At 70.0% G+C, this 9,529-nt stretch carries 5 protein-coding genes; 3 read left to right on the top strand and 2 right to left on the bottom strand.

What is annotated here, in order from left to right; translation table 11 throughout:
* Together ACZ6N8_RS28710 and ACZ6N8_RS28705 are read right to left on the bottom strand one after the other, a co-directional pair.
* Nucleotides 1-206 (bottom strand): glycogen/starch synthase (locus tag ACZ6N8_RS28710; RefSeq protein WP_466013842.1); only part of this gene is annotated, 206 nt, incomplete at its 3' end.
* Between the two features lie 137 nt (nt 207-343).
* Nucleotides 344-2,287, bottom strand: a complete 1,944-nt coding sequence (locus ACZ6N8_RS28705) for an amylo-alpha-1,6-glucosidase (protein ID WP_466013840.1) — start codon at nt 2,285-2,287, stop codon at nt 344-346.
* A 42-nt stretch (nt 2,288-2,329) separates the two neighbouring features.
* On the opposite strand from ACZ6N8_RS28705, the gene ACZ6N8_RS28700 reads away from it, so the two are divergent.
* The 3 genes from ACZ6N8_RS28700 (at nt 2,330) to ACZ6N8_RS28690 (ending at nt 9,506) form a co-directional block, all read left to right on the top strand.
* On the top strand, nt 2,330-5,038 hold the full coding sequence (locus ACZ6N8_RS28700; RefSeq protein WP_466013838.1) for an MGH1-like glycoside hydrolase domain-containing protein: 2,709 nt from the start codon (nt 2,330-2,332) through the stop codon (nt 5,036-5,038).
* A 398-nt stretch (nt 5,039-5,436) separates the two neighbouring features.
* Nucleotides 5,437-5,817, top strand: a complete 381-nt coding sequence (locus ACZ6N8_RS28695) for a sigma-70 family RNA polymerase sigma factor family protein (RefSeq protein WP_466013836.1) — start codon at nt 5,437-5,439, stop codon at nt 5,815-5,817.
* Between the two features lie 164 nt (nt 5,818-5,981).
* Nucleotides 5,982-9,506 (top strand): DUF4062 domain-containing protein, encoded by a 3,525-nt coding sequence (locus tag ACZ6N8_RS28690; protein ID WP_466013834.1) that lies wholly within the window; start codon nt 5,982-5,984, stop codon nt 9,504-9,506.
* The last annotated feature ends 23 nt before the right edge of the window (nt 9,507-9,529 follow it).

Genomic DNA, 9,529 nt, shown 5'->3' with positions numbered 1-9,529 from the left:
CCGTCGGCGTACTCCTCCAGGGGTGCGCCGTCGCTGTGGCGGGTGACGACCGTGACCTCGTGGCCGGCGGCGGCGAGCGCGACGGAGAGGGCGTGCACGTGGCGGCCGAGACCGCCGACGAGCACCGGCGGGTACTCCCAGGACAGCATCAGCACCCGCAGGTGCCGGGCGGGGTGGATGTCGATCACGTGGGCGTCGGGTGACATGCGGCCCCCTTTGAGTTGTCCCCGGGCGCGCGCCGACCGACACCGGAGTCGGTGTCGCCGTCGCGTCTGGATCGGGGCCAATCCTGCCGAAGCCGAGATAACCAGCGGCGACACCGCCGTTGCGGTCGTGTAAAGCGCTACTGGCCCTTTCGGCGTACCCGCAGCAGCTCGGCCACCGACCATGCCTGGAAGGGGCAACCGGTAGCGGAGTGCGGCGCGAGGCCGTCGGCCGTCTCGCTTACCGAGCCTAACCCATATTCGGTCAGATGGGCCTCAATGCCGATGAATACGTCATCGACCGACATCTTGCTCCGGCGGCACGCGTCCACGTACGGGCCGAGCAGCCACGGCCACACCGTCCCCTGGTGGTAACCGCCGTCCCGCTCGGCGGGACCGCCCCGGTGCCGGCCCACGAACTCCGGCGAATCCGTGGCGAGACTCCGGGGCCCGAGCGGGGTGAGCAGCCCCGCCGCCACCCGCCGCAGTGTCTGCTCGTCGGGCTCCAGCGGCGCGAACGGCAACGACCACGCGAGCAGCTGGTTCGGGCGCAGCGCGTCGTCGTCGTGCAGGGCGGCGCCCCCCAGCGGGTACGCCGGCGCGGGCGCGTCCAGCACGTCGTGCAGCCAGCCGGTCGGGGCGGGGAAACGGTCCCGGAACGAGGTCACCGCCTGCCCGTGCCGCCGCCACAGCTCGGCCGCGTCCTGCCCGGCCAGCTCGGTCAACTCGGCGAGCCCGGCCAGCCCATTGATCCACAACGCGTTGACCTCGACGGGCTTACCCGTGCGCGGGGTGACAGGCACGCCGTAGACCCGGGCGTCCATCCAGGTCAGGGCGGTGCCCGGGGCGCCCTGGGCGAGCAGCCCGTCGGCCGGGTCGACAGCGATCCCGTAGCGCGTGCCGGCCACGTGGGCGTCGACGACAGTCCGCAGCGCGGGCAGCAGCTCGTCACCGAGGTCGGTGTCGCCGGTGACCGTCACGTGCCGGCTCACGGCGTGCAGGAACCACAGCGTGCCGTCGACCGTGTTGTACTCCACCCGCCCGGTGTCGGCCGTGTTGGCCAGCATCCCCTCGGAGAGCGTCGCCGCGTACGACCGCAGCAGCTCCCGACCCTCGTCGGCGCGGTTCGTGCAGAGGAACAACCCCTCATACGAGATCATCGTGTCCCGCGACCAGGCGCCGAACCACGGATACCCGGCCACCACGTCGACCGCGCCGCCGCCGGGCCGCACCACGAACGCGTCGGCGGCCAGCGCCAGGGTCGCGTCGACCGGGTCGGCGGGCTGGGCCGTCGCCACCACCTGCCGGTTGCGTCGCCGGGCCGTGGCCACGATCTCCGTGGCGCCCGGGGGCTCCTCGTCGAGCCGACCCGCCCAGGCGCGTACCGACACCGTGTCGCCGGGGCGCTCCAGCTCACCGGTGAAGCGTCCCGCGTACCAGAGGTCCTCGTCCGGGTGCAGACCCCGGTGGGCCTCCTCGCGGTGGTGCACGCCCAACCACCACTGCCCCTCCGGCGTCCAGCCCGGGCCGGCCAGCCGGTACGCGCCCTCGACCACCGCCCCGTCGGCCACCGCCTCGACCTGCGGGGTCGGGCCGTCGGCGCGCCGTTCGCCGTGCGCGTCCCGCCAGGTGCAGGCGGCGGACAGCTCCAGCCGGACCGGCCCACCGGCGATCAGCCGGTGCACCACCGCCACGCAGGAGCGGCCCGGCAGCATGGCCAGCTCGCGTTCGATCACCACGGCGCCGATCCGCCACCGCCACCGGGGCAGCCCGTCGACCAGGTCGAAGCGTTCCAGCAGCTCGAACCCGCGCGGATCGACGACGCCTGAGGACCACTCGTGCGCGCCGAGCCGCACCCTTGCCCCGGACGGCAGGGTGACCGCCGGGTCCAGGCTCACCAGTCCCACCTGGCGGGACGCCGGGGTTTCGCCGGGCACCACCAGCAGACCGTGGTAGCGACGGGTGCGCAGCCCGGCGACGGTGCCCATGGCGTACCCGCCGACACCGTCGGGCACCAGCCATTCCCGGCTCGCCGCGCTGCCCAGATCGCCGCAGACCTGCGGGCCGAACCGAATGTCGATCAACTTTCCTCCACCGGCGGCGGGGTGTAACACGCCACGACGAGAATGGCCGCTGTGGTCAAGTACCGCGGCGGCGTCAAAGATGTGCACGTGATCACTGACCGATCGTCCTCCGACGCCTCGCCACCCGACGCTGAGCGGCTCCGGCTCGCCCAGGCTGACTCGGGTGAGCAGGACTGGCGCGCATGGGGTCCCTATCTGTCCGAACGGGCGTGGGGGACGGTACGGGAGGACTACAGCGAGCACGGTACGGCCTGGGACTACTTCCCACACGACCATGCGCGGTCCAGAGCCTACCGGTGGAACGAAGACGGGATGGCGGGCGTCTGCGACGAACGGCAGACATTCGCGTTCGCCCTCGCGCTCTGGAACGGCAAGGACCCGATCCTCAAGGAGCGGATGTTCGGCCTCGGTGGCGACGGCGGCAACCACGGGGAGGACGTGAAGGAGTACTGGTGGTACCTCGACAGCACCCCCACCCACTCGTGGATGCGCTGGCGCTACCACTACCCGCAGGCCGCCTTCCCGTACGACGAACTCGTCGCGGTGAACGCGCTGCGCGGCCGGGACGACACCGAGTACGAGCTGGTGGACACCGGGATCTTCGACGACGACAGGTACTGGGCGGTGACTGTCGACTACGCCAAGGCGTCCCCTACCGACCTGTGCATGGTGATCACCGTGGCGAACCGGGGGGACCGGGCGGCCACCCTGCACGTGCTGCCCACCCTGTGGTTCCGCAACACCTGGTCCTGGGGCCTGCCCGGCGGGGACCGGATTCCCCGGCTGACCGGCGACGGCGCCCGGCTGGTCGGTGAGCACCGGGTGCTCGGCCAGTTGCTGCTGGAGGGCGACGGTGACCCGGTGCCGCTGCTCTGCGACAACGACACCAACGCCGAACGGCTCTGGGGGCTGCCCGGCCGGTCGCCGTACCCGAAGGACGGCATCAACGACCACGTGGTCAACGGCGCGGCTACTGTCAACCCGGCCCGGGAGGGCACCAAGGGCGCGCTGCACTACGTGCTCGACGTGCCGGCCGGCGGGCAGCGGCAGATCCGGCTGCGGCTGACCCGTACCGCGTCCCCGCCGGCCGCCACCCCGCCGCCGCCGGCGGACCTGGGTGCGGGGTTCGAGGCCGTGGTGTGGGCCCGCCGCGCCGAGGCGAACCGCTTCTTCGCCGGGGTGATCCCGCCGGCCGCCACGCCCGACGAGGCGCTTGTCGCCCGGCAGGCCATCGCCGGGCTGATGTGGGGCAAGCAGTTCTACCACTTCGACGTCAAACGCTGGCTGGAGGGCGATCCGGGCTCGTCGCCCCCGCCGGCCGGTCGCCGGCACGGGCGCAACAGCGCCTGGTGGCACATGACCAGCTTCGACGTGATCTCCATGCCCGACCCGTGGGAGTACCCCTGGTACGCGGCCTGGGACCTGGCCTTCCACTGTGTGAGCATCGCCCGCGTCGACCCGGGCTTCGCCAAGGACCAACTGCTGCTCCTGCTGCGCGAGTGGTACCTGCACCCCAACGGGCAGATCCCGGCGTACGAGTGGGCGTTCGGCGACGTGAACCCGCCGGTGCACGCCTGGGCGGCGCTGAAGGTGTTCGAGATCGACGGCGGTCGGGACTTCGAGTTCCTGGGCCGGGTGATGCACAAGCTGCTGCTCAACTTCACCTGGTGGGTGAACCGCAAGGACACCGGCGGCAACAACGTGTTCGAGGGCGGCTTCCTCGGGCTGGACAACGTCGGCCCGTTCGACCGCTCGGCGGCGCTGCCGGTGGCAGGTGTGCTGGAGCAGTCCGACGGCACCGGCTGGATGGCCATGTACGCGCTCAACCTGCTCGACATGGCGATCGTGTTGGCCGAGCACGACAGGACCTGGGTGGACACCGCCACCAAGTTCTTCGAACACTTCGCGTACATCGCCGCCGCCGCGTACGAGCAGGGGCTCTGGGACGACGAGGACGCCTTCTTCTACGACGTGCTGCGCCTCGCCGACGGCACGAAGGTGCCGCTGAAGGTCCGCTCGGTGGTCGGGCTGCTGCCGCTGGCGGCCACCACCCGGCTCACCGCGAAGACCCTGCACCGCCTGCCGGAACTCGGGGCCCGGCTGCGCTGGTTCCTCACCAACCGCCCCGAGTACGCCCAGGTGATCGGCACCCGCCGGCTCGGCCCCGACGGGCGCCAGCAGCGGCTGCTGTCCATGGTCGGCCCGGAGCAGGTGGTCCGGCTGCTCGCCCGGATGCTCGACTCCGACGAGTTCCTCTCCGACTTCGGGCTGCGTACGCTGTCCCGCGCCCACCTGGACAAGCCGTTCTCGGTCACCCTCGGCGGGCAGGAGTTCTCCGTCGGGTACGAGCCGGCCGAGTCGACGAGCGGCCTGTTCGGCGGCAACTCCAACTGGCGCGGCCCGATCTGGATGCCGACGAACTTCCTGCTGATCAGCGCGTTGCGCGACTACGCGGCGTTCTTCGGCGACGACCTCCAGGTGGAGTATCCGACCCGCTCCGGTGTGAAGCGGACGTTGGACGAGATCGCCGACGACCTGTCCGCCCGCCTGCTCTCACTGTTCACGCAGGACGACTGGGGGCGGAGGCCGATCTACGGCGCGTGCCGCATCTTCCAGACCCATCCGGACTGGCGGGACCTGGTCGCCTTCCCCGAGTACTTCCACGGCGACAACGGCGCGGGGTTGGGCGCCTGGCACCAGACGGGTTGGACGGCTCTGGTCGCCGACCTGATCCTCACCCTGCGCCGCTGATCTGGTGTAGAGCGCCCCCCGATCGTGGCACGGACACAACGCAACCCCGACGGTCACGCTGGACTCGCTCAGAGGACTTGAGGAAATTCGACAGCACTCGCGGAGCTCCGTTGAGCGGTCCGACACCGAGACGCGTCGGGGTTGTCCGCTCGATTCATGTTGTCGTGATGTCCCTGGCGTGTTTCTTGATATCGATCCGGCCGAGGTCGCGTGACGGATCCGATGACCAGGGTCGAGATCCCCTCCACCGGCAGGCGGCAACTCTGTCTGGGCGTGGTGACCGACGGGTGTAGTCACCCGGTGAGAGGCTCGGGGACGAGTCGTCCCCACGCCACGTAGGCGGCCAGGGCGAGGTACACCGCGTTGAGCACCATGAACCTGGCTTCGCCGTGACGAAGATGGGTGAACATCGCGCCGACCATCAGCAGGCGTTCCAGCGGGCGGTCGAGATGGGCGACGTCCAGGGCTGGCTCGACATCCTGGCTCCGGACGTCGTTCTGCTCAGTGACGGGGGCGGCATCAAGCAGGCCGTGCTGCGGTCTGTCGTCGGAGCGGACAAGGTGGCTCGTCTGCTGGCCTCCCGGAAGGTCGAGGCCACCGCCCTGACGCTGCACCCGGCTTACGTCAACGGCCACCCGGCGCTGATCGTCCGGATCGACGGCGAACTCGACACCGTTCTGACGCTGCGTATCGACGACAGCCTCGTCAGCGGTCTCTACGCCGTCCGCAACCCCGAGAAGCTGTCGCACATGCGGCACGCGACCTCTCTGCATCGCTGATGGGCGGCCGACACGGCTGACGTGGGTCGCCGGAATATCGGCCGTGGTTAATTGTCGGACCACCCGGGACGACCCGGACGGGTGGCCCGGTCGACCGGATTTCCGGAACTTCAGACTGAAGCCACGCTGAACCGCGCTGTGCGCGACCAACTACCGTGGCTGGTATGACGGGCCGGCGACCGCGGTTGTTCATTAGCAGCGCCCAGGGTTACCTGAGTCAATACCGAAGTGCCGCCATTCAGATGGCTCCCCGGGTGGGGTTCGAGCCGGTCTACATGGAGGATTTCGGTGCCCAGGCACCGACCCCGCTCGAGGTCTGCCGAGCGGGCGTGACGGGCAGCGATGTGCTGTTGCTCCTGATCGGGCACCGGTACGGCTCGCGGCCGCCGGGCGAGACGAGGTCGTACACGGAGGTCGAATACGACTGGGCCACCGACGGCGGACTCCGGGTCCTCGTGTTCGTGGTCGACCCGGATCACCCTTGGCCACCGAAGGAACTCGACCGATCCGACGAGGACAGGATGGCGGTACGGGCATTCGTCGACCGGGTGTCTTCCAAACACACGGTGGACCGCTTCAGGGATGTGGGCGATTTTAAGGCGGATCTCGCGGTCTCTCTGATGCGCGAGCGGGACAACCTCGTCAACTCCGAATCCTGGGCCATGACCGAACGCTCCGCCGTGCGTCGCGCTCCGAAGCTCGTTGCCTTCCCCGACTACACGGGGGCGGCGCACTTCACCGGCCGGGCCGGGGAACTCACCGCCCTCGACGAGTGGTGTGGTGGTTGGATCGGCCCTGTGCGGGTGCTGGAGGCCTTCGGTGGCACCGGCAAGTCGGCGCTGGCCTGGACCTGGTTGACGGGGAGCGCTGTCGGTGCCGCCTCGCGCTGGGCCGGCCGGTTCTGGTGGAGCTTCTACGAGGGGTCGTCGTCGGTCACGCACTTCATCGTGGAGTTCCTCGCCTATGCCCGACCGGAGCGTGACACCACGACCCTGACGCCGAGCCAGCTCGTAGCGGAGGTCGAGGACGTGCTCGGGTCGGCGTCTTACCTTCTGGTCCTCGACGGGGTGGAACGGCTCACCCAGGCGTACCACCAGCTGGATCCCTCGAAGGTGACCGACGAGGACGTGGTCCGCCGTGGACTCCAACGGCCCAACGCCATCGTCGATATCGCGGCCTACGATCTTCTGGCCCGGCTCGCCCGGGCGAAACCGTCACGGATCCTGATCACCACACGGCTGACCCCGGACGCGTTGCTCGATTCCGCGGGTCGACCCACCGCCGGCGTCACCATGCAGAAGCTGGGTGGCCTTGACCCCGACTCCACCGTCACGCTCGTCGCCGACCTCGGCGTGACCGGCAACCCGGAGTTGGTGACTCGCTTCTTCAGCAAGCTCGACTACCACCCGCTGGTCATCGAGATCGTCATCGGTCTGGTGAACAACTACCGGCGGGCGCCGGGCGACTTCGACGCCTGGATCGAGGACCCGCTGCACGGGGGGAGCTTCCGGCTCTCCGAGCAGAAGTTCGTGCACCGGCGGGCACACGTGGTGGCGGCCGCACTCAAAGACCTGGACCAGGCGAGCGCCCGGGTCCTGCGTTACCTGTCCGCCCTGTCCAGCGCGGCGGACTGGGACCTCGTGCAGGATCTCAATCCGTTCCTGCCGGCCAAGCCCCGACGTCAGCCTCCCGACCTCAGCGCGCTCGGGCCCCGTCCGATCCTGACGTGGATGCCACCCGGCCCGGAGCGGGTGGACGCCCTCGCCGGGCGGGACCGGTGGGATGCCCGAGCCCGTGATCTGACGGACGCCGCCGACCGCGCCCACGCCGACGAGATGCGCCGGTGGTCCGCCTCGCGGGAGGCACGCCTCGCCCTGGTTGAACTGGAGAAGGCCCTCCAGGACCTTGAGGACCGAGGGCTCCTGTGGTGGGACCGAGTGGCCAACAGGTACGACCTGCATCCGGTCATCCGGGCTGCCGCCCACGAGGGCATCGACGCCGACGGCCGCTTGGACGTATCCAACCGGATCGTCGACCACTTCTCCTCCTGGCATCCACCGGCCGAGATTCGCACGGTCGAGGATCTTGCCCCCGCGATCACCGCCTTCCGTGCCCTGGTCGACGCCGGTGAGACCGAGGCTGCGCTGCGGGGCATCGGTGGCCACCTTCCCCAGCTTCTCGACCTGGGCGCCTTCGCCACGGTCGTCGAACTCCTCGAACCGCTGGCTGAGATGGCTGGAAGCTGGTACCAGAACTTCCTCATGGAAGCGTATGCGGCTCTGGGCAATGTGGCCGATGCGCTCGCGCACTACGAGAGGTCGGTCGCGGCGGCGCTGGCGGAGCGCGACCCGATCAGGGTGGGGATCTACATCAGCAACATCTCGCTGTGCATGACGGATCTGAACCGCTTCGCCCTCTCGGCTCGGGCTCTCCGGCTTCTGGAACGTCTCATGGAGGCGACCGGTGAAGACGGAGGAGACCGGGCACGATTCCTCGCTCAACGGGCCGAGGAGTCGTTGAGAACGGGCGACCTGGAGCCGGTCGCGGCGCTCGTGACCGAGGCGCGGGAGCTTCCGGAAAATCCCTACGACCGCAACTTCGCCAACCGTCTGTACTTCCTCGACCTCTACCTGCGTCTGAGGTCGGGACTCCTCACCTTCGACGACCTCGACAGCGCCGAGACGGCGGTGCGGTCCATCTACTACCGACTGGATCTGCTCAGACTCCGATTCGGCCTCGCGGTGCGTACCGGGAAGTTGGAAATCGCCCTGGACGCGGCGAACGACATGGCACGGCTGAATCGCGACGCCGGATGTCCCCACAGCACCGCACGTGTGGCCTGGGCGCTGGCCGCGCTGCGCCGGCCCGAGGCGCCGCAGGTCCTCGAGGAGGCGAGGGCGATCGAGGCACGGCTAGAGCCGCGGCTGCGTCAGCCGGGGTACGTCGCCGACAGCCTCGTCCTGCTCGGTCGACCGGACGAGGCGCGCACGTACGCGCTGCTCGCCTACCGGGCCGCCTGGGCGGACGGGCCGGGGTTTCACGACGTCGAGGAGGTCGCCAGGGCGGTGACCAGGCTCGAAGCACTGGGTGAGGCGGTGCCCGACATCGAGGTCGGCGACGTCGGGCCCTTCGAGTGGGAGTCGGCGTTCAACGACTTCGTCGCCTCGTACACCCGGTTCGACCTGGCTTTTCTTCGGCCGTACATCCGGCGGTCGCACGTCGACGCCTCGATCGCGGAGACCTGGCCCCAGCCGGACGGCAACTGGACGGCGTGGCTGATTGCGATTGCCAGGTCCATCGTCGGCGCCGAGGCGAGCGAGTACGTGGCGGTCGCGACGCAGCTCCGAAGCGTCCTGGAGGAGCGGGTCGGTGCGGTACTGGCCGCGACTCTCGTGGCGCAGGGGCACGCCGAGTTTCAACGACTGGACCTCCTCGACTTCGAAACCACCGAACGCCTGAAGAACGAGGCACTGACGAACGCCGCCTGGGCGGGTCGCATCCGTGCCGCGCTGGCCCGTCCGGCCGACGAGGTCGTCGTCGCGCTCGTGGAGGTCGTCAAGGGGTACTGGCTGGCGAAGCACCGCGCCCACTATCCACGGGTCGTCGTCTCGGTGGCTGCGACTATGGCGGAAGCGATCGTCGCCGAACTGCGCGATCCCGGAGCGGGCGAGGGGACCGGCGCGGGGTGACGCGCCGGCCTCAGCGCGGCGGC

The sequence above is a fragment of the Micromonospora sp. NPDC047521 genome, from assembly GCF_055587305.1.
This window is presented reverse-complemented; position numbering and strand designations above follow the sequence as displayed.

Excerpts from the sequence above, each read along its gene's own strand:
- ACZ6N8_RS28690 (WP_466013834.1), top strand. The coding sequence starts at position 5,982 with ATGACGGGCCGGCGACCGCGGTTGTTCATTAGCAGCGCCCAGGGTTAC.
- ACZ6N8_RS28695 (WP_466013836.1), top strand. The coding sequence starts at position 5,437 with ATGGGTGAACATCGCGCCGACCATCAGCAGGCGTTCCAGCGGGCGGTC.
- ACZ6N8_RS28700 (WP_466013838.1), top strand. The coding sequence starts at position 2,330 with ATGGCCGCTGTGGTCAAGTACCGCGGCGGCGTCAAAGATGTGCACGTG.